Origin of the sequence: Gandjariella thermophila (assembly GCF_005405885.1) — a bacterium.
Taxonomy (GTDB): domain Bacteria; phylum Actinomycetota; class Actinomycetes; order Mycobacteriales; family Pseudonocardiaceae; genus Gandjariella; species Gandjariella thermophila.
In genome coordinates, this window is the sequence record NZ_BJFL01000009.1 from 16,994 (window position 1) to 41,315 (window position 24,322).

Below are 24,322 nucleotides of genomic sequence, written 5' to 3' on the forward strand. Positions count from 1 at the left end.
TGGGGTGTACGAGGGACCGGTTCAGGACCTGATCGACGAACTGGGGCGGCTGCCCGGGATCGGTCCGAAGAGTGCCCAGCGCATCGCCTTCCACCTGCTCGCGGCGGACCCGGCGGACATCGGGCGGCTGCAGGACGCGCTGCAGCGAGTGCGCGAGGGCGTGGTGTTCTGCGAGGTGTGCGGCAACGTCGCGGAGCAGAGCATCTGCCGGATCTGTGCGGACCCGCGGCGGGATCCGAAGCTGGTGTGCGTGGTCGAGGAGCCTAAGGACGTCCTGGCCATCGAGCGGACCCGCGAGTACCGGGGCCGCTACCACGTGCTGGGCGGTGCGCTGGACCCGCTGTCCGGGGTCGGCCCGGACCAGTTGCGCATCCGCGAGTTGCTCAACCGGATCGGCACCGACGAGATCACCGAGATCATCCTCGCCACCGATCCGAACACCGAGGGTGAGGCCACCGCGACCTACCTGGTACGGCTGCTGCGCGACTTCCCCGGGCTCGCCGTGACCCGGCTGGCCTCGGGCCTGCCGATGGGCGGTGACCTGGAGTTCGCCGACGAGTTGACGCTCGGCCGCGCGCTCACCGGCCGCCGGGCGGTGTGACCGTCCCGCCCGGCGAACGCGCACTGTGAGCGTTCTCACCCGCCTGGTGTTCGATTTGCGGACGGTGCCGGTCACAGTCTTGTTTCGGACGGCTAACGGTCCCTCGTTGATCCGGATTACTGACGGCCGCCATCTGGCCGCGAGAGCGCTGGTCCGGCCGTCTTGGGTACAGACCACCACCGTTAACAGTTCACCGGGCGCCACTGCCTGGTGATTTGCGTGGCCGGATCGTGACCTTCGGGAACTCAGCGGGGCTTGTGGATGCGGTTAGTGTCACCGACCACCGGTGCGGGTGCCGCAGAACCGTCCGCGACCACGGGCAACAGACCGTGCGAGCGGCGGGTCGCCCGAACCGCCACACGAGCACAGAGACGCCCAGACTCTCGAGGGGTGCGCGATGGTCCATACCCGGACGGCGCGATGGCGCCGGCTCGCCGTGATCGGCGTGACCGCTGCCGTCGCACTCTCGTTGTCTGCCTGCGCCCAGTCCCAGCGCGGGGCTGGCGGCTCGGGCAACGTCGGCGGCACGATGGTCTTCGGTGTCGCGGGTGCGCCGAAGAACTTCGATCCGATCTTCAACGATGACGGAGAGAGCTTCCGGCCGATCCGGCAGATGTACGAGACCCTGGTCACGTACAAGCCCGGCACCGCCGACCTCGCGCCCGGCCTGGCGAAGAGTTGGGAGTCCACACCGGACGGCAAGACCTGGACCTTCCACCTGCAACAGGGCGTGAAGTTCCACGACGGCACCCCGTTCAACGCGGCCGCGGTCTGCTTCAACTTCGACCGCTGGTTCAACATGAAGGGCGCCGCCGCCCAGAGCCAGATGATCTACTACGGCGACGTCTTCGAGGGCTTCGCGCACAACGAGGGCGACACCACCGGCCAGCCGTTGTACAAGTCCTGCGAGGCCAAGGACGACGGCACCGCCGTGATCAACCTGAACAAGTACAAGGGTGCGCTGCCCGCCGCCTTCGGGCTGACCTCGCTGTCCATCTCCAGCCCCGACGCGCTGAAGAAGTACGACGCGGACAAGGTCACCCAGAGCGGGGACTCGTTCGAGTACAGCTCGTACGCCACCGAGCACCCCACCGGTACCGGGCCGTTCAAGTTCGGCGGCTTCGACAAGGCCAACGGCACGATCACCCTGGTCCGCAACGACGACTACTGGGGCCAGAAGGCCAAGCTGGACAAGGTCATCTTCAAGATCATCCCAGATGAGAACGCGCGCAAGCAGGAGCTGCGCTCGGGCACGATCGACGGCTACGACTACCCGTCGCCCGCCGACTACAAGTCGCTGAAGGACGACGGTTTCAACGTCGCGGTCCGCCCCGCGTTCAACATCCTCTACCTGGGCATCAACCAGAAGAACAACCCGGCGCTACGGGACCTGCGGGTGCGCCAGGCCATCGCCTACGCGCTGGACCGCGACTCGCTGGTGCGTAACAAGCTGCCCGAGGGCGCGACCGTGGCCACCCAGTTCATGCCCAAGGCGGTGGCCGGCTACGCGGACGACGTGCAGCAGTATCCGCACGACGTGAACAAGGCCAAGCAACTGCTCGCCGAGGCCGGCGCGTCGAATCTGACGCTGCAGTTCTACTACCCGACCGAGGTCACCCGGCCGTACATGCCCAACCCGCAGGAGATCGCCACGGTGCTGGCCGAGAGCCTCAAGGAGGCCGGCATCAACGTCCAGCTCGTGCCCCGGCCATGGAACGGCGGCTACAAGGACGACGTGCAGAAGGCCGGCAAGCAGGACCTGCACCTGCTGGGCTGGACCGGCGACTACAACGACGCGGGCAACTTCGTCGGCACCTTCTTCGGCCGGGAGAAGGCCGAGTTCGGGTTCAACGACCCCTCGCTGTTCGCCGAGATCGCCGCCGCGGACGGCACGGTCGACCCGGCCCAGCACGCCGCGGCCTACCAGCAGGTCAGCCGCGACCTGATGAGCAGGTACCTGCCCGCTATCCCGATCTCGAACTCGCCGCCGGCGTTCGTGGTGAACAAGAAGATCCACGGTCTGGTGCCCAGCCCGCTGACCGACGAGAGGTGGGGCCCGGTCAGCAAGGACTGATCGGCTGACGGAGAACCCCGCGGGGGCGGCACCCGGCCACACCGACACGTGGCCGGGTGCCGCCGCCCGCCGGTCGTCGAGGATGGCTCATGCTCCGATTCGTTGTTCGCCGACTGCTCCAGGCGGTTCCGACCCTGCTGGTGCTGTCGATCCTGCTGTTCGCCTGGCTGCGATCGCTGCCGGGCGGGCCGGCCACCGCGATGCTGGGGGACAAGGCGACACCCGCCAAGATCGCCCAGCTCAACCAGGTTCTCGGCCTGGACCAACCGATATACCTGCAGTACCTCCGCTTCCTCCGCAGGGTGCTCACCGGGGATTTCGGCAACTCGCTGGTCTCCGGTGACCCGGTCGTCGAAGAGATCGGCCGGGCCTTCCCGGCCACCATCGAACTGTCCGTGGTGGCACTGATCATCGCCGTCGGGCTGGGCATCCCGCTGGGCTACCTGGCCGCCCGGTACCGCGGCCGGATGCTGGACAACGTCACCGTGGTCGGCACCCTGGTGGGCGTCGCGGTGCCGGTGTTCTTCCTCGGATACCTGCTCAAGTACGTGTTCGCCAACACGCTCGGCTGGTTCCCGCCGTCCGGCCGCCAGGCGGTCGACATCGACGCCACCCACGTCACCGGTTTCTTCGTGCTGGACGGGATGATGACCGGCGAGTGGGACGCGGCCTGGGACGCCCTGGTGCACCTGGTTCTCCCGGGCCTGGCCCTGGCCACCATCCCGCTCGCGGTGATCGTCCGGATCACCCGGGCATCCGTGCTGGACGTGGTCAACGAGGACTACGTCCGCACGGCCAACGCCAAGGGGCTGGCACCGGGCACGATCCGGGGGCGGCACGTGCTGCGCAACGCGCTGCTCCCGGTGTCCACCACGATCGGCCTGCAGACCGGCCTGCTGCTGGCCGGGGCCGTGCTCACCGAGAAGGTGTTCAACTGGGGCGGCCTGGGATCGCTGCTCGCCGAGGGCATCGACCGCAAGGACTATCCGCGCCTGCAGGCCCTCATCCTGCTCGCCGCGTTCGTCTACGTGGTGGTGAACCTGCTGGTGGACATCTCCTACGCGATCATTGATCCGAGGGTGCGGGTGCGATGACCTCTCTGCTGAACATCCGCAGGCGGCGGGTGGACGAACTCGCCGAGACGGCCGAGGGCGGCACCAGCCTCACCGTCGACGCGCTGCGCCGGATGGCACGCAACCCGGTGGCGATCATCGGCGCGGTCATCGTGGCCGTGTTCGTGCTGCTCGCGCTGTTCGCGCCGTGGATAGCGCCCGAGGACCCGTACACCCCGTTCCAGGTGCTCAAGGACCAGTTGCGGGCGGACTCGATTCCGGGGCCGCAGCCGGGCTTCCCGCTGGGCAGCGACGAGTTCGGCCGCGACTTCCTCAGCCGGCTCATCGTCGGCGCGCAGCAGTCCCTGGTGGTCGGCGTGATGGCCACGCTGATCGGCCTGGCGGTGGGCATGGTGATCGGCGGCCTGGCCGGCGCGCTCGGCGGCTGGGTGGACACCCTGCTGATGCGGTTGACCGACATCATGCTCTCGGTGCCCAGCCTGCTGCTGGCGATCTCCATCGCCGCGCTGGCCCGCCACCCCAGCCAGTGGACGGTGATCATCGCGGTGGCCATGGTCAGCGTGCCGATCTTCGCGCGGCTGCTGCGTGGCTCGATGCTGGCCCAGCGGGCGAGTGACCACGTGCTCGCGGCGACCGCGCTGGGCGTGCGGCGGCGGACGATCGTGTTCCGACACATGCTGCCGAACTCGGTCGGCCCGGTGATCGTTCAGGCCACGCTGACCCTGGCCACCTCGATCATCGACGCCGCCGCGCTGTCCTTCCTCGGCCTCGGCGATCCCGACCCGGCGCGCGCCGAGTGGGGCCTGATGCTCGGCAACGCGCAGCGCTACCTCGACGTCCGGCCCGAGTTGGCGTTCTACCCGGCCGTCGCGATCATCGTGGTGGCGCTCGGGTTCACCCTGCTCGGCGAGTCGATGCGGGAAGCCCTCGACCCCAAGAACCGGCGGTGAGTTCCTTGGCACTGCTCGACGTACGCGACCTCACCGTCACCTTCCACCGCAAGGGCGCACGGCCGTTCACCGCGGTGGACGGGGTGAGCTTCGACGTGGAACCCGGCCGCACGGTCGGGCTGGTCGGCGAGTCTGGCTGCGGCAAGTCGGTCACCTCGCTGGCGATCATGGGATTGCTGCCCCGGCGCGGGGCCACGGTGGGCGGCTCGGTCACCTTCGAGGGCACCGACCTGCTCACGCTGTCCGCCTCGGCGATGCGCGAGCGCCGCGGCCGCGACCTCGGCATGGTGTTCCAGGACCCGCTGTCCTCGCTCAACCCGGTGGTGTCCATCGGGTTGCAGGTCAGCGAGGTGCTGGAGCGGCACCGTGGCCTGCCGCGCAAGAAGGCCATGGTGGAGGCAGCCGACCTGCTGGACAAGGTCGGCATCCCGGATCCGCGGCGGCGGCTGTCCGAGTACCCGCACCAGCTTTCCGGCGGCATGCGGCAGCGCGCGCTGATCGCCATGGCGCTGGCCTGCCGGCCGCGGCTGCTGATCGCCGACGAGCCGACCACCGCGCTGGACGTGACCATCCAGGCGCAGATCCTGGCGCTGCTCGCCGAGCTGGTTCGGGACACCGGCACCGCGCTCATCCTCATCACCCACGACCTCGGCGTGGTCGCCGGGCTGTGCGACGAGGTCAACGTGCTCTACGCCGGCCGGGTGGTGGAACGCGCCGAGCGGCACGCCCTGTTCGCCCGGCCCAGGCATCCGTACACCAACGGGCTGCTCGCCTCGATTCCCCGGCTGGACGGGGCCCGTGGCGAGCGGCTGCGCCCGGTGCGCGGCTCGGTGAACGACAACATCCCGTGGCGCAGCGGGTGCGCGTTCGCCCCGCGCTGCCCGAACGCGCTGGACGTCTGCCGCCTGGTCACCCCGGAGATGGTCGCCGACGGTCCGGGTGGCCTGCTGCGCTGCCACAACCCGGTGGTGCACACCGAGGAGGTGACCGCATGACCGAGTCCACCGAACCCACCTCGTCCACTGTGGACGGCGATGTGCTGGTCGACGTGCAGGGCCTCGAGGTGCACTTCCCGATCAAGGGTGGGCTGGTGCTGGACCGCACCATCGGCCATGTCCTCGCGGTGGACGGGGTCAGCCTGCGGGTCACCCGCGGCGAGACCTACGGCCTGGTCGGCGAGTCCGGCTGCGGCAAGTCCACGCTGGGCCGGGCGATGCTGCGGCTGGTCGAGCCGACCGGTGGCCGGGTGGTCTTCGACGGCACCGACCTGTCCGCCCTGCGCGGCGAGAGCCTGCGCCGCATGCGTCGCCGGATGCAGATGGTCTTCCAGGACCCGCTGTCCAGTTTGGACCCTCGGCAGTCGGTGGAGTCGATCCTGGTCGAGGGCATGCGGGCGCACGGGCTGGACCGGGACCGGGCCGCCACCGCGACCCGGCTGCGCGAGCTGCTGTCCTCGGTCGGCCTGCCGGCGAGTGCGCTGCGCAAGTACCCGCACGAGTTCTCCGGCGGGCAGCGTCAGCGCATCGGCATCGCGCGGGCCCTGACCGTGCGCCCCGACCTGATCATCGCCGACGAGCCGGTGTCCGCGCTGGACGTCTCGGTGCAGGCCCAGGTCATCAACCTGATGGCCGACCTGCAGCAGGAGTTCGGCCTGACCTACCTGGTCATCGCGCACGACCTGGCGGTGGTCCGGCACATCTCCGACCGGGTCGGCGTGATGTACCTGGGCGGCCTGGTCGAGGAGGCCGGCTCCGAGGCGCTGTACGCGGACCCGCTGCACCCGTACACCCGGGCGCTGCTGTCCGCGGTGCCGGTGCCCGACCCGGCGGTGGAGGACCGGCGGGAACGCATCCTGCTCGCCGGTGACCTGCCCTCGCCGGCCGCGCCGCCGCCCGGCTGCCGGTTCCACACCCGCTGCCCGTGGCGGCAGCCCGAGCGGTGCGACACCGAGCGGCCGGAACTGCGCGAGGTGCTGCCCGGGCAGCGGGTGGCCTGCCATTACGCCGAGGACATCCGGGCCGGCCGGATCCAGCCGCACGAGGTGCGCCCAGAACTGGTCGAGGCCGGTGCCACCGGCCCGCTGGACACCTCGGCCGCTGGCCCCGCGTCGGTCACCGAGATCCTCGGCGGTCCCTGAGGGGCGGCGGTCCCGCATGCGGCCGGGTGCGCCACCCCGGTGCAGGATGGCGGCGTGCGGTACGCGGAGGAGCGGGCGGCCGTGGTGGCGACCTGCCGGCGGATGGTGGCCGAACGGCTGGTCGTGGGCACCGCCGGCAACGTCAGCGTGCGGGCCGGTGAGCTGGTCGCGGTGACGCCCAGTGGGCTGGACTACGCCGAGCTCACCCCGGAACTGGTCGGCCTGCACCGGCTGGACGGCGAGCCGGTGGACGCCCCGCTGGCGCCGACCAGTGAGCTGCCCATGCACCTCGCGGTCTACGCCGGCACGGGCGCGACCGCCGTGGTGCACACCCACTCCACCGCGGCCACCGCGCTGTCCTGCCTGGTCGACGAGGTCCCGGCGGTGCACTACTACCTCGCCCCGCTGGGCGGCGGCGTGCGGGTCGCGCCGTACGCCCCGTACGGCACCCCGGAGCTGGCCGACGCCGTGCTGCACGCCCTGCACGGCCGGGTCGCGTGCCTGCTGGCCAACCACGGCGCGGTCACCGTCGGCCCCAGCCTCTCCGCCGCGTACGAGCGAGCCCGGCAGCTCGAATGGGTCTGCGAGGTGGCGCTGCGGGTGCTGGCCACGCCAGGCCCACCGCGGTTGCTCACCCCAGACCAGCTCGCCGACGCCGCCGCCCGGCTGGCCGGCTACGGTCAGCGCCCACCCGGCCGCTGACCCGGCGCGGAGCCTCAGGCGGGCAGCGAGCCGGCGGTCGCGGGTGCGGGCACCTCGTCGTCAACGCCGGAACCGGCGCGGGAGCCGGCCCGGACCAGCGCTCCGGCCAGCACGCTCAGCGCGGTGGCGACGGACACGGAGAGCAACATGCCCAGCACCGGGTCCTCCAGCAGCGTGCCGCCGGCGTACCCGAGCATGAAGGCGTACACCGTCCACAGGGTCGATCCGGCCGCGGAGATGGGCAGGAACCGGCGCAGCGGCCAGCCCAGCGCCCCGGTCAGCACCGCGCCGGCGATCCCACCGCCGGGCACGAACCGCGCGGCGACCAGGATCGGCGCGCCGTGCCTGGCCAGCCGCCTGGTCAGCCAGTCGAGGGCGGCACGGCCGGCGGGCTTGCGCCGCAGCCGCCTTAACGCCCCGCCGCCGACGATCCGGCCGACCCGGTAGTTGATCAGGTCGGACGCCGCGCAGCCGAGGGCGGCGACGGTGAGCACCGGAAGCAGCGACAGCCGCCCCGACGCGGCCAGCACGCCGCAGCCGACCAGTACGGCCTCGGTGGGGGCGAGCGGCACGACGGCGACGAGAAAGACGGCGGGCAGGGAGACGGCGGCGGAAAGGCTCACAACCAGGCCAACGTTCCGACCCCTCCCACCGACGCCCGAGTTCGGCAAAAGCTCAGCCAACGCACAGCTCGCCGTCAACCCGCGTTCGGCCGGCACCGTGCGAAGGCAGCGGCGGATCGACGCACCGGCACCGGGCCGCCCCGCACCCCGTGACGATCGGCCAGCGGCACCGGCCGATCCGCACGCCGCCGCGATCCGCCAGCCGCGCCGGTCGGGCGACACCAGGGGCGGTGACCGCGCCGGACAGCCGGCCGGGTTCGGCTACTCTGGCGGATGTCTTCTTCCACTCGCCGGGCTGCCCCCGACCTGGCACGACATCGGAGAGCGTCGCACGCGGAGGTAGCTTTCGAGTGCAGGTCCACGACATCCTTCAGGCCATCCCACCGCTGGCGGTGTACGCGCTGGTCGGTTTCGTGATCGGCCTGGAGAGCATGGGCATCCCGCTCCCCGGCGAGGTGGCACTGGTCAGCGCCGCGCTGCTCTCCACGCAGCACTTCGTGAGCCCGCTGTGGGTGGGGGTGGCGGCCAGCGCCGGCGCGATCGTCGGCGACTCCATCGGGTTCGCCATCGGCCGTAAGGGCGGCCGCCCGCTGCTGGACCGGCTCGGCCGCCGCTTCCCGAAGCACTTCGGCCCGGCCCACATCGCCAAGGCGGAGCACGTCTTCGCCCGCTACGGCATGTGGACCGTGTTCTTCGGGCGGTTCGTCGCGCTGCTGCGCATCCTGGCCGGCCCGCTCGCCGGCGCGCTCCGCATGCGCTACCCGCGGTTCCTGCTGGCCAACGCCTCGGGTGGGATCTGCTGGGCGGGCGGCACCACGGCGGTCATCTACTACCTGGGCATCGCCGCGGAGAAATGGCTGTCCGGCTTCTCCTGGGTGGCCCTGGTCGTCGCCCTGCTGTTCGGCGCCGGCGTCACCCTCTTCCTGCGGCACCGGGCCAGGCATCTGGTTCCGCCGGCACCGCCCGCGACCGAGGCGGACGGCGACCGGGTGAGCAGCCACTGACCATCCGCGGGCACGCGTTCGCGGCGCAGGCACCGAACCCGCCCGGACCCCGGCGCCGGCCCCGGGCCCGGGCGGGATGGTGGTCAACGGGAGGCGCGGTTCACCGCGGAGATCACCGCGCGCAGCGAGGCGGTGACGATCGAGCTGTCCACCGCCACGCCGTAGAGCACCCGGTCGTCCACCGCGCACTCCACGTACGCCGCGGCGGCGGCGTCGTCCCCGGCGGTCAGCGCGTGCTCGGAGTAGTCCAGCACCCGGGCGTCGTAGCCGATGCTGGCCAGCGCGTCCACGAACGCCGCGATCGGGCCGTTGCCCACCCCGGTGATCTCGTGCTCCTCGTCCTCCACCCGGACGGTCGCGGTCAGCTCGTCGCGGCCGGCGCCGTCGTCGGTGATCCGGTGCCGCAGCAGCGACAGCGGGCCGCGCGGCTCGAGGTACTCGGCGGCGAACGCGTCCCACATCCGCTGCGGGTCGACCTCGCCGCCGTTGGTGTCGGTGTAGGCCTGGATCACCTTGGAGAACTCGATCTGCAGCCGGCGGGGCAGGTCGAGGTGGTGCTCGGTCTTCATCACGTAGGCCACGCCGCCCTTGCCGGACTGCGAGTTGACCCGGATCACCGCCTCGTAGGTGCGGCCGACGTCCTTCGGGTCGATCGGCAGGTACGGGACCTCCCACGGGTACTCGTCCACGACCATGCCGGCGTCCTTGGCCTCGGCCTCCAGTGCGGCGAGCCCCTTGTTGATCGCGTCCTGGTGGCTGCCGGAGAACGCGGTGTAGACCAGGTCACCGCCGTACGGGTGCCGCTCGTGCACCGGAAGCTGGTTGCAGTACTCCACGGTGCGCCGGATCTCGTCGATGTCGGAGAAGTCGATCTGCGGGTCGATGCCCTGGCTGAACAGGTTCATGCCGAGGGTGACCAGGCAGACGTTGCCGGTGCGTTCGCCGTTGCCGAACAGGCAGCCCTCGATCCGGTCCGCCCCGGCGGCGTAGCCCAGCTCGGCGGCGGCCACCGCGGTGCCCCGGTCGTTGTGCGGGTGCAGCGAGAGCACCACCGCGTCCCGCCGCTCCAGGTTGCGGTGCATCCACTCGATCGAGTCGGCGTAGACGTTCGGGGTGGCCATCTCCACCGTGGCCGGCAGGTTCACGATCGCCGGCTTTTCCGGCGTGGGCTGCCAGATCTCGGTGACCGCGTTGCAGATCTCCGCGGCGAAGGACAGCTCGGTGCCGGTGTAGGACTCCGGCGAGTACTCGAACCGGAAGTCGGTGTCCGGCTGGCGGGCGGCCAGGTCCAGCACGTAGCTGGCGGCCTCGGTGGCGATCTTCTTGATGCCCTCCTGCTCCTCGCGGAACACCACCCGCCGCTGCAGGATCGAGGTCGAGTTGTAGATGTGCACGATCGCCCTGGGCGCGCCGCGCAGCGCCTCGAAGGTGCGCTCCAGCAGCTCGGCGCGGCACTGGCTGAGCACCTGGATGCTGACGTCCTCCGGGATCACGCCGTCCTCGATGATCTCGCGGACGAAGGTGAAGTCCGTCTGGCTGGCCGCCGGGAAGCCGACCTCGATCTCCTTGTAACCCATCCGGACCAGCAGCTCGAACATCCGCCGCTTGCGGGCCGGGGACATCGGGTCGATCAGCGCCTGGTTGCCGTCCCGCAGGTCGACCGCGCACCACTGCGGGGCGCGCGTGATGACCCTGTCCGGCCACGTGCGGTCGGGTACCGATACCCGCTCCACCAGTTCGTGGAACGGCCGGTAGCGGCGGAACGGCATGGACGAGCCGCGCTGGGTATTCCAGGCCGGCTGGTCGTCCGGCGCGGGCCGGCTCGGACCGGTGAGGTTGCTGGCCGAGGCGACGGTGTACGCGTCGGGATTGGTGGTCACTGTTCAGAACTCCTGCTGTGTCGACGGGTGCGAGGTGACCGGCGACAACGCTGAACTCCGCGACGGGGTGCCGGTCTGATCAGGCCCCGTCACGGCAGCGAAGCAGCAGGAGGGCGAAAGCCACGAGACCCAGGGTAACCATGACGGCGAGTGATCGTGAAACCGGTGTTCCAGATCGTGGACGGGATGGTTACGCGAGACGCGAAACCGGGTACCAACGGCTCGATCGACAGCCGAAGGGGGAACAGCCCGCGGGGGTATGAGTCTCAGGATTGAGGTGGACTCGATGATCGCCCGTTCCGTCCACAGCGGTCGCGGCACCGCCGCGGCCATCATCAACGCCATCGGCACCATCGTCGCGGTGATTCTCGCGTTGCACATCATCTTCGGGCTCACCGGAGCGAACCCGGCGAATCCCGTGGTGACCTTCATCGCGCAGTGGGCCGGCGCGTTCGCGCTGTGGTTCCGCGACCTGTTCGCCACCGGAAACGCCACCGTGGACATGATCGTGAACTACGGGATCGCCGCGGTGTTCTGGTTGTTCGTCACCGGCCTGCTGGCCCGCCTGGTGCGCCGGGTGGGGTAACCCCGATCGGGTGGTTACCGGGCCGTAGCGCCCGGCTTTCCCGACGTGCCAGACTTCCTGACATGGCCGAGGAGACCAGGTCTGCCGCCCGCGTCGGCGCGGATGTGCGTCGCACCATCGTGGGCATCGTGGCCGGCGTGGTGCGGTGGGCCGGCGCGATCTTCGCGCTGTTGCTCGCCGCCCACGTCGTGCTCACCGTCGGCGGCGCCAACCCGAGCAACGGCATCACCCGCTTCGTGGCCAACTGGGCTGACCCGCTGACCCTCGGCTTCCGTGACCTGTTCACCCCGGACGACCTCAAACTTCGGGTACTGGTCAACTACGGCCTCGCCGCGCTGTTCTGGTTGATCATCTCCGCGGTGATCGCCCGCCTGGTGCGCCGCCTCGGGTGAGCCGAGCTAGATCGCGTACGGCCAGCCGGTGAGGGCGTAGGCGCCGAACCACGCGCTGAACAGCGCCAGCCCGGCCAGCACTGCCACCGCGGTACTCGGCCGGCGTTTGGCCAGTGCCAGCGCGACCGGCAGGAGCAGGGTGAACGCCGGCAGGGCCAGCCGCGCCTTGGAGTTCATCAGCCCGTTCGAGCCCAGGTCGATGGCCAGCACCAGCGCGCCGTAGAGCAGCAGCGGCCAGTCCAGCCGCTGCCGAAGCCCGATCACCAGCAGCAGAATCAGGCCCAGCAACAGCCACACGGTGGTGGCCTCCAGCACCGAGCGGCCGGTGGCCAGGGTGTCCAGGCCGAACCGGACGGTGGCCGCGCCGCCGTCGAAGCGGGAGTCCCAGCCGCGCTGCTGGAGCACGAACCAGCCGTCCCAGCGCCCGGTCCGCATCGCGACCCAGGCCAGGTAGCCGACCAGGCCGAGCGGGGCGAGCAGCGCGGCGGCCAGCGGCCGCCAGCGGTCCCTGCCGTGCAGCAGGGCGGCACCCGCGGCGGCGCCGACGGCCAGCATCACCGCCACCGCGGTCGGCCGGACCAGCCCGGCCGCCGCGCAGCACGCGCCGGCCGGCAGCCACCGCCGCCGCAGCACCGCGACCAGCGACCAGGCGGCCAGCGCGCAGAACGTGGCCTCGGAGTAGGTCATGGACAGCACGACCGCCATCGGCGACGCGGCGAACAGCGCGACCAGCGCGAGACCGGCCCCCGGCGACCCGCCGCGCACCAGCCGGCCGATCCGGTCCAGCGCGTAGGCGCACGCCACCCCGCTGCCCAGGGTCACCACGAACGCGCAGGCGAGTGGGGCGACGCCGGTGAGCTCGGACAGCAGACGCACCAGCAGCGGGTAGCCGGGGAAGAACGCCAGCGGCGTCTCCGGCCGGCGCTGGCCGAAGGCGTCCACCAGGCCGGGCGGCACCTTCGCGTACCCGCCGGTCGCGATGCCCAGGTACCACTGGCCGTCCCAGGACGTCAGCGCGGAGGTGGCCGAGACGTGGTGCCGGCCGGCCATCCAGTCCAGGACGAGCAGCCCCAGCTCGCGTACTGTGAGGAAGACCACGGCCGGCGTGAGCGAGGTTACGATCGGGTGACGCAGCAGGTTGGTCCATCGGCCCAGGACGGAGTGCGCGGCGCGGCCCCGTCCGGCCCGGCCGTTCGGGTGTATGCGCTCGTCCTCAGTGGTGTCCGTGGCCCGCTCCGGCACCGGCTCCGGCGCCACCTGTGTTGCCGACACCCCGATCCTCCGAGAGCCCGATCGTTTGCTCTCCGAGGGTAATGCCCACGGCCCGTGGGGTGAGCCAACCGCGGTTCGCCGGTACGCTGCGTCGGCGACGTGGGACGACCTGAGCCCTCGACCTTGTAGTCGGCCAGAGGAGGTTCGATCGCGTGGCGGTCGTGGTCCAGAAGTACGGCGGTTCCTCACTGGAGAACGCCGACCGGATCAAACGAGTCGCCGAGCGCATCGTCAACGCTCGCAAGGCCGGCGACGAGGTAGTGGTGGTCTGCTCCGCGATGGGCGACACCACGGACGAGTTGCTCGACCTCGCCGAGCGGGTGAACCCGGTCCCGCCGGAGCGGGAGATGGACATGCTGCTCACCGCGGGTGAGCGCATCTCCAACGCGCTGGTCGCGATGGCCATCAGCGCGCTGGGCGCGGAGGCGCGGTCCTTCTCCGGCTCGCAGGCCGGCGTGATCACCGACTCCGCGCACGGCAAGGCGCGGATCATCGACGTAACCCCTGGGCGGGTGCAGCAGGCCCTCGACGAGGGTTACATCGTGCTGGTCGCCGGCTTCCAGGGAGTGAGCCAGGACACCAAGGACATCACGACGCTCGGGCGGGGTGGCTCGGACACCACCGCGGTGGCGCTGGCCGCCGCGTTGAAGGCGGACGTCTGTGAGATCTACACCGACGTCGACGGCGTCTACTCGGCCGATCCGCGGATCGTGCCGAACGCCAAGCACCTGAAGACCATCACCTACGAGGAAATGCTGGAGATGGCCGCGGCCGGCGCGAAGGTGTTGCACCTGCGCGCCGTCGAGTACGCGCGCCGCTACGGCGTTCCCATCCACGTCCGCTCGTCGTACAGCAACAAGCCCGGAACGACGGTGTCCGGGTCAGTGGAGGCACTTCCCGTGGAACAGGCACTGATCACCGGTGTGGCGCACGACCGGTCCGAGGCCAAGATCACCGTCACCAGCGTGCCGGACCACCCCGGCCAGGCTGCGCAGATCTTCCGGGTCGTCGCCGACGCCGAGATCGACATCGACATGGTGGTGCAGAACGTCTCCGGCGCCACCAGCGGCCGCACCGACATCACCTTCACCCTGTCCAAGAGCGAGGGGCCGCGCGCGGTGGCCGCGCTGGAGAAGGCCAAGCCGCAGATCGGCTTCGACCAGGTCCTCTACGACGAGCACGTGGGCAAGGTGTCGCTGATCGGCGCCGGCATGCGGTCCCATCCCGGGGTGACCGCCACGTTCTGCGAGGCGCTGGCCCGCGCCGGGGTGAACATCGAGATCATCTCCACCTCGGAGATCCGGATCTCGGTGATCTGCCGGGATACCGAACTGGACGACGCGGTGCGCGCCCTGCACGGCGCCTTCGACCTCGGCGGCGAGGAAGAGGCCGTCGTCTACGCCGGGACGGGGAGGTGACCGGGATGGCTCCCACCCTGGCACTGGTCGGTGCCACCGGCGCGGTCGGCACCGTGATGATCGACATCGTCAACGCCCGCGAGTCCGTGCCGTGGGGCGACATCCGGCTGATCGCCTCGCCGCGCTCGGCCGGGAAGAAGATCGTCGTCCGCGGCGAGGAGCGCACCGTGCAGGCGCTCGGCCCGGAGGCCTTCGACGGCGTCGACGTGGCCATGTTCGACGTGCCCGACGAGGTGTCCGCGCAGTGGGCGCCGATCGCCGCCGAGCGGGGCGCGGTCGCGGTGGACAACTCCGGAGCGTTCCGGATGGACCCGGACGTGCCGCTGGTGGTGCCCGAGGTGAACGCGGGCGCCATCGCCGACCGGCCACGCGGCATCATCGCCAACCCGAACTGCACGACGCTGTCCATGATGGCCGCGCTCGGCGCGCTGCACCGCGAGTTCGGCCTGCGCGAACTGGTGGTCGCCTCCTACCAGGCGGCCTCCGGTGCCGGTCAGGCCGGGGTGGACCGGCTGTACGCGGAGCTGGCCGCGGTGGGCGGCAAGAACGTGGGCGTGCGCGCCGGCGACGTGCGCGAGGCGCTCGCCGCCGCCGGGCTGACCGACGACTCGCCGTTCCCCGCGCCGCTCGCGTTGAACGTGGTGCCCTGGGCGGGCTCGCTCAAGCAGGACGGCTGGGCCAGCGAGGAACTGAAGGTCCGCAACGAGTCGCGGAAGATCCTCGGCATCCCGGACCTGCGGGTGTCCGCCACCTGCGTGCGGGTCCCGGTGGTCACCACACACGCGCTCGCGGTGCACGCCACCTTCGAGCGCGAGGTGACCGTCGACGGCGCGCACAAGGTGTTCGCCGCGCAGCCGTCGATCGTGCTGCAGGACGACCCGGCGGCGGGCGTGTTCCCCACCCCGGCGGACGTGGTCGGCAACGACCCCACCTACGTCGGCCGGGTGCGCCAGGCCGTGGACTTCCCGAACACGCTGGACTTCTTCGTGTGCGGGGACAACCTGCGCAAGGGTGCCGCGCTGAACACCTACGAGATCGCCGAGGTGGTCGCCCGCGAGTTCGCCTAGCTTGCCGAACGTCCGTTCAGCGGGCTCGATGGCGGTTTCGGCAGCCCACGAAACCCCGTTGAGCCCGCTGAATGCGGTGTGACGACGCCGCCGGCCGGGTGCGCGGCCTGGCCGAGCACGGTTACCCGCTGCGCGCCGAGCACCCCGGGGAGGCGGTGCAGGACCCGGACCGGGTGCTGCACACCGCGTGGCGGGCGGTGCGGGAGTGCGCCGAGGACGTCACCGCGGCCGGGTACCGGGTAGCCGGCCTGTCGTTCAGCGCGGCCATGCACACGCTGCTCGCGCTGGACCCGGACGGCCGGCCGCGGCCGCCGCGCTGCACCGGGCCACCGGCACCCCGGTGCACCCGATGTCCCCGCTGGCCAAGCTGGCGTGGTTCGGCGAGCACCGGCCGGAACTGCTGCGATCCGCCGCGCGCTGGGTGGCGCTCAAGGACTACCTGCTGCTGGCGTTCACCGGACGGCTGGTGGCCGACCACTCGTCCGCATCCGGCAGCGGCCTGCTCGCCCTGGACGGCCCGCGCTGGTACCCGCCGTCGCTGGCCGTGGCGGGGGTGCGCGAGGAGCAGCTACCCGACCTGGTGCCGCCGACCGAGGTGCTGCGGCTGTCCGCCGCGGCGGCCGAGGCGACCGGGCTGCCCGCCGGCCTGCCGGTGGTGGCCGGCGGCGGCGACGGCCCGATGGCCAACCTCGGCGTCGGCGCCGTGCTGCCCGGCATGGCCGCGCTGTCCCTGGGCACCAGCGGCGCGCTCCGGGTGGTGCGCGACCGCCCCGGAGTGGACAAGCGGGGCCGGGTGTTCTGCTACGCGCTGGCCGACGGGCTGTGGGTGCTCGGCGGCGCGGTGAGCAACGGCGGCGTGGTCGCCCAGTGGGCGGCGGACGCCTTCGACGTCAAGGTGGGGGATCTGCTCGCCGAGGCGGAGGCGGTGCCAGCCGGGGCGCGCGGCGTGTTCGCCCTGCCCTACCTGCTCGGCGAGCGGGCGCCGTGGTGGGACCCGGACCTGCGCGCCGCGCTGGTCGGGCTGCGCCGCGAGCACGGCCGCGCGGAGATCGCCCGTGCCCTGGTCGAGGGGGTGGCCCAGCAGCTTGCCCTGGTCCAGGACGCGGTGGCCGCGACCGGTGCGCCGGTCGAGTCCGTCCGGGTCACCGGTGGCGCGTTCCGCAGCCCGCTGTGGTCGGCGGTGCTCGCCGCCGCGTTGGACCGGGAACTGGCGGTGGCCGAGGAGTCGGAGGGCTCCGGGATGGGCGCGGTGCTGCTCGGCTGGCGCGCACTCGGCGGCCTGGCCTCGCTCACCGACGCCGCGGCGCTGGTCACGCCGACCAGAACGGTCCGACCGGATGCCACCACGGCCGCGCGGCTGGCCAGGGTGCGGCCGATGATCGAGCGCGCCCACGGCGTGCTGCACGAGTTGGTGGTCGAACTGTCTGCTCTGGACGACGCCTGGGACTAACGGCCCTTCACCCCTGCGAAGCGCCGCTCGCACGATGGGGACGCAGGGGGTGACCGGGGCGTTTGCCTGATCGTGCCGGTGCAGGGCGAGGGCGTGTACCACTCGGCGGCAGGGGGACCGCCGGTGATGAGGTACCACCGGAGCGCGCCCGGCGTGCCCGGCCGGCACGGTCACGGCCGTCCGTGGTTCCGGGGGGAGGCAGCCTGATGCGTGAGTCGAGCCGCGACGCCGTGGCTGACCGCGGGCGAGACCATGTCGATTCGCTTGAAGTGCCCGAGATCACTTTCTTGACTGATTCCAGAAAACATGGTGGGCTGGGATGGCCATGACCCAAGACGTGACCAGGGGATTCGAGTCACCGCGCGACCGGCTGCGGGCGGAGGGGCTGCGGGTCACCGCGCCTCGGCTCGCCGCGCTCGAGTGGCTGGCCGATCACCCGCATTCCACGGCCGAGCAGGTCGCCGCCGGGGTGCGGGAACGGCTCGGCGCGGTGTCCACCCAGGCGGTTTACGACGTGCTGAACACCTGCACCCGGGCGAGCCTGATCCGGCGGATCGAGCCGGCGGGGCACCCGGCCAGGTACGAGACGCGGACCGGGGACAACCACCACCACCTGGTGTGCCGGCGGTGCGGGCGGACCGAGGACGTGGACTGCGCGGTCGGCGCCGCCCCGTGCCTCGAACCGTCCAATGTGGATGGTTTTGCGGTGGACGAGGCCGAGGTCGTGTTCTGGGGTCTGTGCCCCGACTGCCGCTACGGTGGGCAGCCAGGCAGCAGCCATCGCCCGGAGGTGACGCGGTCCGCGGTCAGGACGTGACCTGGTCCGCTCCGTCGCCCGGGGAACCCCGGTCCGCGGCGGCACCGGCCGCCGGGCCACCGTTGCCCGTCGCGCCGGCCGGGCTCAGGGCCAGCCCGGCGCGCAGCGCACCGACCGCCTCGAACACCGCCTCGCGGAACCGCCGGCCCACGCCGAGCATGTTGGCGTAGCCGTGGATGAGGTCGTCGTGCCGGCGCACCACCACAGACACTCCGGACTCGGCGAGCCGCTTGGCGAACTCCTCGTCCTCGTCGCGCAGCGGGTCGAATCCGGACATGGCCAGGTAGGTCGGCGGCAGCACGCCGAGGTCCTCGGCGAGCAGGATGGACAGCCGCGGGTCGCGGTGCGACTCCGGGTCCGGGCAGTAGTGGCCCATGAACCAGTCCATGTCGGAGTCGGTGAGCAGGAACCCGTGCCCGAACAGTTCCCGCGACCGCCGGCGGGTGCTCGCGTCCACCGCCGGGTAGATCAGCAGCAGGAAGGTCGGCCGGGGCTCGCCGCGGGTGGCCGCGCCGTGCGCGGTGACCGCGGCCAGGTTGCCGCCCGCGCTGTCCCCGCCGAGCGCGATCCGCGCCGGGTCGACGCCGAGTTCCTCGGCGTGCGCGACGGCGTAGCGGTAGGCGGCCAGCGCGTCGTCCACCGCGGCCGGGAACGGGTGCTCCGGGGCCAGCCGGTAGTCCACCGCGAGCACCCGCACACCGGCGTGCTTGGCCAGGAACCGGCACAGGTTGTCATGGCTTTCCAGGTCGCCGATCACCCAGCCGCCGCCGTGGTAGTAGACCAGCAGCGGGGAACCCTCGGCCAACCCCTCCGGTTGGTACAGGCGGGCCGGGATCGGCCCGGCATCGCCGGGAATCAGCAGGTCCCGCGCATCCACCGGCTCGATGCGCTCGCCCGCGACCATGGGCACCGACGCGGCCATGGCGGCGCGCGCCGCCTCCGGCGTGTCCGCGGCCAAGCCGTCCTGCTCGACCAGGCTCTGCAGGCGCAGCAGCAACTGCGCGTCCAGGGCGAGTTCCTGCCCGTCGATGCGGAGCGGTGGCCCAGCGATCAGCCGCCGCACCGGCTCCGGGAGGGCGAACACGGCGCGCAGCACGGCGGCCTGCACGCGGTACGGAATCGAGCGAGGCAGTGTCGGCATCGGCCCCTCCTCCTTCTCCCACCGCGGCTCCGCGCCGCCGCGATCGTGTCCGCGGGGCGGCCCGTGCCGGTCGCGCACCCGCCAGTCCACCCCCGGATGCTACTCGCCGGTAATGCCGTTCGTCCGCCCCCGGCGACCGATCTCCACCGACCGCGAACTGTGCGTTACGCCACGCGATGGCGTCGAGGTGATGCGCGGAGTATGCGGTCCTCGCCGGTCAGGGCACGCCGACGCCTCGTCCGGGTGACACCGCCCTTCCTCGGCGACCGCGGAACGCGTTTGGCAGGATCGGCGGCCATGACGGTCACCGTGGTGGGCATCGGCGGTTCCCTCCGCGCGGACTCGCAGTCCGAGCGGGCCCTGCGCATCGCCCTGGGCGGAGCGGAGCGGGCCGGTGCCCGGACGGTCGCGGTCACCGGCGCCGACCTGGTGCTGCCCTTCTACGACCCGGCGGTGCCCGAGCGCCCGGACGCGGCCCGGCGGCTGGTGGCGGCGCTGCGTGACGCGGATGGCGTGGTGCTGGTCTCGCCCGGCTACCACGGCACGGTGTCCGGGCTGGTGAAGAACGCCCTGGACTACGTGGAGGACCTGCGCGAGGACCGCCGCCCGTACCTGGACAGCCGCGCGATCGGCTGCGTCGCCACCGCGCAGGGCTGGCAGGCGGCGGTCACCACGCTCACCGCGCTGCGGTCCATCGTGCACGCCCTGCGCGGCTGGCCGACCCCGCTCGGCGCGGCGCTGAACTCCCGGCAGGTCGAGTTCGACGCCGAGGGCGGCTGCTCGGACCCCACCGTGGCGGACAACCTGCGCACCATCGGCGCCCAGGTCGTCGAGTTCGCCCGCTCCCGCGGCGGGGTGTGACCAAGGACCTGGTTCTGCGGGACCAGTAGCCGGGTACGTCCCTGGTGTCGAACAAGACTCCAGGGAGGTGTGTCGACATGTCCCACCCGATCACCACCGCACTGGGTCCCGGCGAACGCGACGCCACCGGCGGCGTACTGCAGGGCGCGCTGGTCGACCTGATCGACCTGACGTTGATCGCCAAGCAGGCGCACTGGAACGTGGTGGGCACCCACTTCCGCAGCGTCCACCTGCAACTCGACGAACTTGTCAGCGCCGCGCGCACCTACACCGACCAGGTCGCCGAGCGGGCGGCCGCGATCGGGTGCTCGCCGGACGGCCGCGCGAAGACCGTGGTCGACCAGTCCGGGCTGCCCGAGTTCCCGAGTGACTGGCAGAAGGACAACGACGTGATCCGGGCGATCGTCGACAGCCTGGAGGTGGTGGTGCGCCGCATGCGCCAGCGGATCGAGGAGACCGACAAGACCGACCTGGTCACCCAGGACCTGCTGCTGGACCTCACCGCCAAGCTGGAGGAGGCCCACTGGATGTGGCAGGCCCAGCTCGCCTGACGGCGGGTGGTCAGCGGCCGAGCGCCCGGCGGGCGAAGGCCACCTCGACCGCGGCCTGCGTGATCGTCTCCGCGACGACGAGGGAGCCGTGCCCGGCGTCGTACCGGTACACCTCGTACCGGGCGCCGCGCTCGGCCAGCCGGTCCAGGTAGTTCTCGATCTGCCGGATCGGGCAGCGCGGGTCGTTCTCCCCGGCCAGCAGCAGCACCGGCGCCCGCACCCGGTCCACGTAGGTCAGCGGCGAGCACTCCCGGTACAGCTCCGGCTTCTCGTCCGGGGAGCCGCCGAACAGCGCGCGGTCGAAGGCCCGCAGCGGCTCCATCTCGTCGGCGTAGGCCGCCAGGTAGTCGGCCACCGGCACGCCGGCCACCCCGGCGGCCCACCGCTCCGGTTGGGTGCCCAGGGCGAGCAGGGTGAGGTACCCGCCCCAGGAGGAGCCGGCGACCACGCAGGCCCGCGGATCGGCCAGGCCGGTGGACACCGCCCAGTCGTGCACCGCCGCCGTGTCCGCCAACTCGGTCAGGCCGGGCCGGCCCTCGATCGCGTCCCGCCACGCCGAGCCGTAGCCGGTGGAGCCGCGGTAGTTGACGTGCACGACGGCGAACCCGGCGTCCAGCCACACGGCGCGGTAGGCGGAGTAGCGGTCCTCGTCGGCGTGGTGCGGCCCGCCGTGCAGCAGGAACACGGTGGGCAGCGGCCCGCCGGGCGCGCCGTCCGGTCGCGCGTGCAGCGCGTGCACCTCGCCGGCCGGGCCGGGCACGAACGCGTCGGCCAGCGGGTAGGCGGGTGGTGCCTTCGCACCGGGCGGCGCCAGCACCACGCCACCGGTGCCGTCCGGGTACAGCGCGCGCACCACGGGCGGCCGCTCCCCCGACGACCAGGAGTACTCGACCGTCCCATCCGGACGGACGGCCGCCGAGCCGATCGTCCCCTTCGGAACATCCAAAGTGGTCAGTTTGCCGGTGCTCAGGTCGAACCGGTGCAACGTGTTGCGGGCCTGGAAGGTGTGCACCACCAGCAGCGCCGAGCCGTCCGGGTACCAGTCCGCGACCAGCTCACCGGGCAGGTCGATGGAAAGCTCCGTCTCGGTGTCCGCCTCGACGTCCCAGATCAGCAGCTCCTCGCGGCCCCGCCGCTCGTGCAGCACCAGCAGCCTGGGATCGCCGGCGACCGGGCTGAACGCCAGCGCTTCCAGCCCCTTGCCCGGGCCGTCCCACCGGTCCGCCACCGTCGAACCGTCCACCGAGGACACCACCCGCAGCGCCGGATGCCGGCTGTCCCCGTGCTCGGAGTGTGAGATCGCCACCAGCCGCTCGTCGCGGCTCAGCGCGCCCACCCCGCCGTCGTGCTCGTTCTGGTACACCACCTCGGCCGTGCCGCCGTTGCGGGAGATCCAGATGGTGGTGCCGTCGTCGGTCGACGCGCCCACCACGGCCAGGCTCCGGCCCAGTTCCACGCCGGCCGGGTAGCCGGGGCGCGCGCCCGGCACGGCGTGCGCGGCCGCCGCGCCCGCCGGTGGCCCGGCGAAGGACTCGGACCGCCAGATGCCGAACTCGTCCCCGTCGGTGTCGTCAAACCACCAGACCCGCTCACCGTCCGGGCTCACCGTCGCGTGCGACGTGCCGTTCGGCCGGTCGGTGAGCTGCCGGTGGGTGTCGGTGAACCGGTCCCAGGCGTAGACCTCCCACACCCCGCTGGCGTTGGACAGGTACACGCAGCGATCCGGGGCGTCCAGCGCCCAGTCGGGCCGGCTGACCCGGGGCGCGGTGAACCGGGCGCGCCAGCGCCCCTCGGCCGCCGGGTCGTCGAACAGCCGCTCGGGTACCTCGGTCCTCGGGTGGTCGGTCACATCCCGCATCCTGCCTCACCCACCGCGCGTGCCTCGACCGGCCCGACCCGCACCGGGCACCCGCGAACGGGGACCGCCGGGTTAACCCGTGCAGCGGGATGGTGACCAGTATCGAGGTGCCCTGGCCCAGCGGGCTGGTGACGCGCAGGTGGCCTGCCAACGCCTCGGCGCGCTCCCGCAGCCCGAGCAGCCCCGACCCGCGCGCGGGATCGGCGCCGCCCACGCCGTTGTCCCGGACGCGGAGCCGAAGGGTGGATCCCTCGGTCCCGAGTTCGACGCTGACCGCGGTGGCGTGCGAGTGCTTGACCGCGTTGGTGAGCGCCTCGGACACGATGTAGTAGACGGCGGTCTCGACCCGGTCGGAGAGTTCACGGTCGATACGGACGTCGAGTTCCACCGGCAGCGGGCAGCGCTGGGCGAGCATCCGCACGACGGGTTGGAGTCCGCCCAGGGTGAGCATCCGGGGCCGCAGTCCCCGGGAGATCTGCCGAAGGTCGCTGACCAGGCCGGACAGCAGCCGATCGATCTCGGACAGCTGCTCGATCCGCTGCTGCGGTTCCACCTCGTCGCGCTGCGCGGCGCGGACCCGGAGGGCGAGGGCGAACAGGTTCTGCTGGACGCCGTCGTGCAGGTCCCGTTCCAGACGGTGCCGCGTGTCGTCGACGGCGGCGACCACGCGGGCCCGCGCCTCGACGAGTTCGCTGCGGTGCTCGGCGTTGGCGATCGCGGTCGCGGTGAGCCTGGTGAACTGCGCCATGCGCGCCTCGGTGCCCTCCGGCTGCGGGGCGGGCGCGGAGAAGCCGCACAGCATCACGCCCCACACCCGCCCCTCCACCACGATCGGGCAGCCCACCGCGGCCCCGATCTCCGGGCCGTGCGGGAACGGCACCATGCGGTCGCCGATGTCGCCGTCCCCGAGACGGTCGATCCGCACCGCCTGGCCGGTCCGCCACACCGACTCGACCAGCGTCTCCGCGGCCGTCGGCCAGCGCGAACCGACGTCGGGCAGGTCCTTGCGGCCGGGATCGTCGCTCCACGCCCCGACCACGGTCACCGTGGCGTCGGGGGAGCACCGGCCCAGCGCGGTGTACCGCGCCGCCAGGACGCGGCCAACCTCGCGGCACACCGCGGCGAAGACCTCCTGCGGCGCGGCCTCCCGCGCGGCCAGCGTCGCCACCCGGTGCAGCGTGGCATGCTCCCCGGCCAGCCGGTGGGCGTACTCGGCGGCCTCCCTGGCCTCCCGGCGAAGCTCGCCCGCCTCGACGGCCCGGGACCGCGCCGCGTACGCGATTGCCGCCACCACAACCGCTACCAGCAGGAACAGCGGGATCACCGGCCACTGGCCGGTGTAGTAGATGCCGATGCTGCCGAGGGGAGCGGAATGGAAGTAGTCGAAGGCGAGCGCGCTGGCGACCGCGGTCACCGCACCCGGCCACCAGCCCCAGAGCGCCGATACCAGCACCACACCCAGCAGGTAGAGAGCGCTCAGCGGTTCCGGGGTCGCGGCATGCCTGAGCGGGTAACTGAGCAGGGTCACCGCGGCGACCAGGATGGCCCCGGTCGTGACTCCCAGGGCCAGCCGCGCCCACGGCCGGCTCGGGCGCCACACCGGCGGGAGAGGGAAGCGTCGAAGGACCGTCACGGTCCGTGACAGGCGTGCGGCCGGCGGCCCGATGCGCAACCTCAGCGGCATGGCCACACTCCTTGCCGGGGTCCCGAGCTCACGAAGCCAACCTACGCCTGGTCAACGGCACGCAACCACGAACGGCCGTGGCGGAGCGTCGGCGGCCGCCGGCCGGAAAGAACGACCCACGCGGCGTTACCGACGGTATTGGCCCGCCTCGCCTCGGCCGGCACCGCGTGGGGTCAGCCCG

22 protein-coding genes are annotated in these 24,322 nt (G+C 72.2%); 16 read left to right on the forward strand and 6 right to left on the reverse strand.

Annotation, left to right across the window (positions count from 1 at the left end; translation table 11 throughout):
* The first annotated feature begins 4 nt into the window (after positions 1-4).
* From recR to FFT21_RS11445, 7 genes are all read left to right on the forward strand, one after another.
* Positions 5-601 carry a recombination mediator RecR gene (gene recR, locus FFT21_RS11415; protein ID WP_137813799.1) on the forward strand — a complete coding sequence of 199 codons (597 nt, stop codon included), beginning with the start codon at positions 5-7 and terminating at the stop codon, positions 599-601.
* Positions 602-998: 397 nt separating this feature from the next.
* Positions 999-2,675, forward strand: coding sequence for an ABC transporter substrate-binding protein (locus FFT21_RS11420; RefSeq protein WP_137813800.1), 1,677 nt, complete (start codon positions 999-1,001; stop codon positions 2,673-2,675).
* Between the two features lie 89 nt (positions 2,676-2,764).
* Positions 2,765-3,769, forward strand: a complete 1,005-nt coding sequence (locus tag FFT21_RS11425; RefSeq protein WP_137813801.1) for an ABC transporter permease — start codon at positions 2,765-2,767, stop codon at positions 3,767-3,769.
* Entirely contained in the window at positions 3,766-4,698 is a 933-nt protein-coding gene (locus tag FFT21_RS11430) for an ABC transporter permease (protein ID WP_137813802.1), read from the forward strand. The genes FFT21_RS11425 and FFT21_RS11430 overlap by 4 nt, the downstream gene beginning before the upstream one ends.
* Positions 4,699-4,703: 5 nt before the next feature.
* A complete protein-coding gene (locus tag FFT21_RS11435) occupies positions 4,704-5,693 on the forward strand; it encodes an ABC transporter ATP-binding protein (RefSeq protein WP_137813918.1) in 990 nt (329 codons plus the stop codon).
* Positions 5,690-6,835 carry an ABC transporter ATP-binding protein gene (locus FFT21_RS11440; RefSeq protein WP_137813803.1) on the forward strand — a complete coding sequence of 382 codons (1,146 nt, stop codon included), beginning with the start codon at positions 5,690-5,692 and terminating at the stop codon, positions 6,833-6,835. Before FFT21_RS11435 ends, FFT21_RS11440 begins: the two co-directional genes overlap by 4 nt.
* A 54-nt stretch (positions 6,836-6,889) precedes the next feature.
* Positions 6,890-7,537, forward strand: coding sequence for a class II aldolase/adducin family protein (locus FFT21_RS11445; protein ID WP_137813804.1), 648 nt, complete (start codon positions 6,890-6,892; stop codon positions 7,535-7,537).
* A gap of 14 nt (positions 7,538-7,551) precedes the next feature.
* On the opposite strand, the gene FFT21_RS11450 is transcribed toward FFT21_RS11445, so the two are convergent.
* The gene (locus tag FFT21_RS11450; RefSeq protein WP_192909489.1) at positions 7,552-8,160 is read right to left on the reverse strand and encodes a DedA family protein; all 609 of its coding nucleotides are present in this window, start codon (positions 8,158-8,160) and stop codon (positions 7,552-7,554) included.
* A gap of 350 nt (positions 8,161-8,510) precedes the next feature.
* On the opposite strand from FFT21_RS11450, the gene FFT21_RS11455 reads away from it, so the two are divergent.
* Positions 8,511-9,164 (forward strand): DedA family protein, encoded by a 654-nt coding sequence (locus tag FFT21_RS11455; RefSeq protein WP_137813805.1) that lies wholly within the window; start codon positions 8,511-8,513, stop codon positions 9,162-9,164.
* Between the two features lie 83 nt (positions 9,165-9,247).
* Here FFT21_RS11455 and leuA read toward each other — a convergent pair whose 3' ends face one another.
* The gene (gene leuA / locus FFT21_RS11460) at positions 9,248-11,044 is read right to left on the reverse strand and encodes a 2-isopropylmalate synthase (protein WP_225978312.1); all 1,797 of its coding nucleotides are present in this window, start codon (positions 11,042-11,044) and stop codon (positions 9,248-9,250) included.
* A gap of 286 nt (positions 11,045-11,330) precedes the next feature.
* On the opposite strand from leuA, the gene FFT21_RS11465 reads away from it, so the two are divergent.
* A complete protein-coding gene (locus tag FFT21_RS11465) occupies positions 11,331-11,630 on the forward strand; it encodes a hypothetical protein (protein ID WP_137813806.1) in 300 nt (99 codons plus the stop codon).
* Between the two features lie 62 nt (positions 11,631-11,692).
* On the forward strand, positions 11,693-12,022 hold the full coding sequence (locus FFT21_RS11470) for a hypothetical protein (RefSeq protein ID WP_137813807.1): 330 nt from the start codon (positions 11,693-11,695) through the stop codon (positions 12,020-12,022).
* A 6-nt stretch (positions 12,023-12,028) separates the two neighbouring features.
* Here the strand turns inward: FFT21_RS11470 and FFT21_RS11475 are convergent, their stop codons facing one another.
* Complete coding sequence (locus tag FFT21_RS11475; RefSeq protein ID WP_225978313.1) at positions 12,029-13,294, reverse strand: putative hexosyltransferase; 1,266 nt, start codon at positions 13,292-13,294, stop codon at positions 12,029-12,031.
* A 152-nt stretch (positions 13,295-13,446) separates the two neighbouring features.
* Between FFT21_RS11475 and FFT21_RS11480 the strand changes: the two genes are divergently transcribed.
* The 4 genes from FFT21_RS11480 (at position 13,447) to FFT21_RS11495 (ending at position 18,046) form a co-directional block, all read left to right on the forward strand.
* Positions 13,447-14,712, forward strand: a complete 1,266-nt coding sequence (locus FFT21_RS11480; protein ID WP_137813808.1) for an aspartate kinase — start codon at positions 13,447-13,449, stop codon at positions 14,710-14,712.
* Positions 14,713-14,717: 5 nt separating this feature from the next.
* Positions 14,718-15,779, forward strand: a complete 1,062-nt coding sequence (locus FFT21_RS11485) for an aspartate-semialdehyde dehydrogenase (protein ID WP_137813809.1) — start codon at positions 14,718-14,720, stop codon at positions 15,777-15,779.
* A gap of 349 nt (positions 15,780-16,128) precedes the next feature.
* The gene (locus tag FFT21_RS11490) at positions 16,129-17,229 is read left to right on the forward strand and encodes a gluconokinase (protein WP_264081641.1); all 1,101 of its coding nucleotides are present in this window, start codon (positions 16,129-16,131) and stop codon (positions 17,227-17,229) included.
* A 319-nt stretch (positions 17,230-17,548) separates the two neighbouring features.
* Positions 17,549-18,046: a Fur family transcriptional regulator gene (locus FFT21_RS11495; RefSeq protein WP_371856770.1), complete on the forward strand. Its 498-nt coding sequence runs from the start codon at positions 17,549-17,551 to the stop codon at positions 18,044-18,046.
* On the opposite strand, the gene FFT21_RS11500 is transcribed toward FFT21_RS11495, so the two are convergent.
* The gene (locus FFT21_RS11500; RefSeq protein ID WP_137813810.1) at positions 18,036-19,187 is read right to left on the reverse strand and encodes an alpha/beta hydrolase; all 1,152 of its coding nucleotides are present in this window, start codon (positions 19,185-19,187) and stop codon (positions 18,036-18,038) included. The two genes, FFT21_RS11495 and FFT21_RS11500, sit on opposite strands and share 11 nt — an antisense overlap.
* Before the next feature lie 297 nt (positions 19,188-19,484).
* Between FFT21_RS11500 and FFT21_RS11505 the strand changes: the two genes are divergently transcribed.
* Both FFT21_RS11505 and FFT21_RS11510 read left to right on the forward strand, forming a co-directional pair.
* Positions 19,485-20,048 (forward strand): NADPH-dependent FMN reductase, encoded by a 564-nt coding sequence (locus FFT21_RS11505; RefSeq protein ID WP_137813811.1) that lies wholly within the window; start codon positions 19,485-19,487, stop codon positions 20,046-20,048.
* 77 nt (positions 20,049-20,125) lie between these two features.
* Positions 20,126-20,599: a Dps family protein gene (locus FFT21_RS11510; protein ID WP_137813812.1), complete on the forward strand. Its 474-nt coding sequence runs from the start codon at positions 20,126-20,128 to the stop codon at positions 20,597-20,599.
* Positions 20,600-20,609: 10 nt separating this feature from the next.
* On the opposite strand, the gene FFT21_RS29720 is transcribed toward FFT21_RS11510, so the two are convergent.
* Positions 20,610-22,307, reverse strand: coding sequence for a S9 family peptidase (locus tag FFT21_RS29720; protein WP_225978333.1), 1,698 nt, complete (start codon positions 22,305-22,307; stop codon positions 20,610-20,612).
* Complete coding sequence (locus FFT21_RS11520) at positions 22,189-24,141, reverse strand: DUF4118 domain-containing protein (RefSeq protein ID WP_137813814.1); 1,953 nt, start codon at positions 24,139-24,141, stop codon at positions 22,189-22,191. The genes FFT21_RS29720 and FFT21_RS11520 overlap by 119 nt, the downstream gene beginning before the upstream one ends.
* Positions 24,142-24,322: the final 181 nt, after the last annotated feature.

Excerpts from the sequence above, each read along its gene's own strand:
- FFT21_RS11420 (WP_137813800.1), top strand. The coding sequence starts at position 999 with ATGGTCCATACCCGGACGGCGCGATGGCGCCGGCTCGCCGTGATCGGC.
- FFT21_RS11425 (WP_137813801.1), top strand. The coding sequence starts at position 2,765 with ATGCTCCGATTCGTTGTTCGCCGACTGCTCCAGGCGGTTCCGACCCTG.
- FFT21_RS11430 (WP_137813802.1), top strand. The coding sequence starts at position 3,766 with ATGACCTCTCTGCTGAACATCCGCAGGCGGCGGGTGGACGAACTCGCC.
- FFT21_RS11440 (WP_137813803.1), top strand. The coding sequence starts at position 5,690 with ATGACCGAGTCCACCGAACCCACCTCGTCCACTGTGGACGGCGATGTG.
- FFT21_RS11465 (WP_137813806.1), top strand. The coding sequence starts at position 11,331 with ATGATCGCCCGTTCCGTCCACAGCGGTCGCGGCACCGCCGCGGCCATC.
- FFT21_RS11470 (WP_137813807.1), top strand. The coding sequence starts at position 11,693 with ATGGCCGAGGAGACCAGGTCTGCCGCCCGCGTCGGCGCGGATGTGCGT.
- FFT21_RS11485 (WP_137813809.1), top strand. The coding sequence starts at position 14,718 with ATGGCTCCCACCCTGGCACTGGTCGGTGCCACCGGCGCGGTCGGCACC.
- FFT21_RS11490 (WP_264081641.1), top strand. The coding sequence starts at position 16,129 with ATGTCCCCGCTGGCCAAGCTGGCGTGGTTCGGCGAGCACCGGCCGGAA.
- FFT21_RS11495 (WP_371856770.1), top strand. The coding sequence starts at position 17,549 with ATGGCCATGACCCAAGACGTGACCAGGGGATTCGAGTCACCGCGCGAC.
- FFT21_RS11500 (WP_137813810.1), bottom strand. The coding sequence starts at position 19,187 with ATGCCGACACTGCCTCGCTCGATTCCGTACCGCGTGCAGGCCGCCGTG.
- FFT21_RS11505 (WP_137813811.1), top strand. The coding sequence starts at position 19,485 with ATGACGGTCACCGTGGTGGGCATCGGCGGTTCCCTCCGCGCGGACTCG.
- FFT21_RS11510 (WP_137813812.1), top strand. The coding sequence starts at position 20,126 with ATGTCCCACCCGATCACCACCGCACTGGGTCCCGGCGAACGCGACGCC.
- FFT21_RS11520 (WP_137813814.1), bottom strand. The coding sequence starts at position 24,141 with ATGCCGCTGAGGTTGCGCATCGGGCCGCCGGCCGCACGCCTGTCACGG.